Annotated in this window: 1 pseudogene; it reads right to left on the minus strand. The window is 50.2% G+C overall.

What is annotated here, in order from left to right:
• Window positions 1–473 (minus strand): annotated as a pseudogene (locus ACTHUM_RS18365) (TonB-dependent siderophore receptor); the annotation flags it as partial.
• Window positions 474–540 lie beyond the last annotated feature (67 nt).

Genomic DNA, 540 nt, shown 5'->3' on the forward strand with positions numbered 1-540 from the left:
TTAATCAGTTGTGCGGAGCCGACTTGCACGCTGGCCGTGCCTTGCGTGCCGTACATACCTGCCAAACCGTTGACGCTGAATTGGCGTGCATCAAGCTGATAACCGCGGAAATACAGGCCGGTCAATGTGTTGCTTTCGCCGCCGAACTGCCAAACGGAAGCGTCTTTTTTCGCTACGGCATCCACCAAAGTACGCGCTTCGGTGTTGTTGAGGGCTTGTTCGTCGTAGTTGACGACGGTAATCGGCGCGGTAAAAGCGTTGGCTTTACCCAATACGCCCAAGTTCACACGGTCACGTAAGTCGCCGTCGCTGGCAATAGAATAAGAGCGTGCGGCCTTCACGCGTTTAGCGTCGGCATGGACTTTGACTTCCTGCACTTCTGCATATGCTTCGGGAGCAGAAGTGGCTTCATCGGCGGCATAAGCGAATGCGCTTGCAACCACAAGCGGCATCAGGGCTAATTTGCTGTTCATAAAATACCTTCTGGTTTGAAATATTAATAATTCTTATATCGAGTAAAAAATTACAAAGTAATTTAGT

It is taken from the genome of Neisseria sp. P0021.S006, from assembly GCF_051956895.1.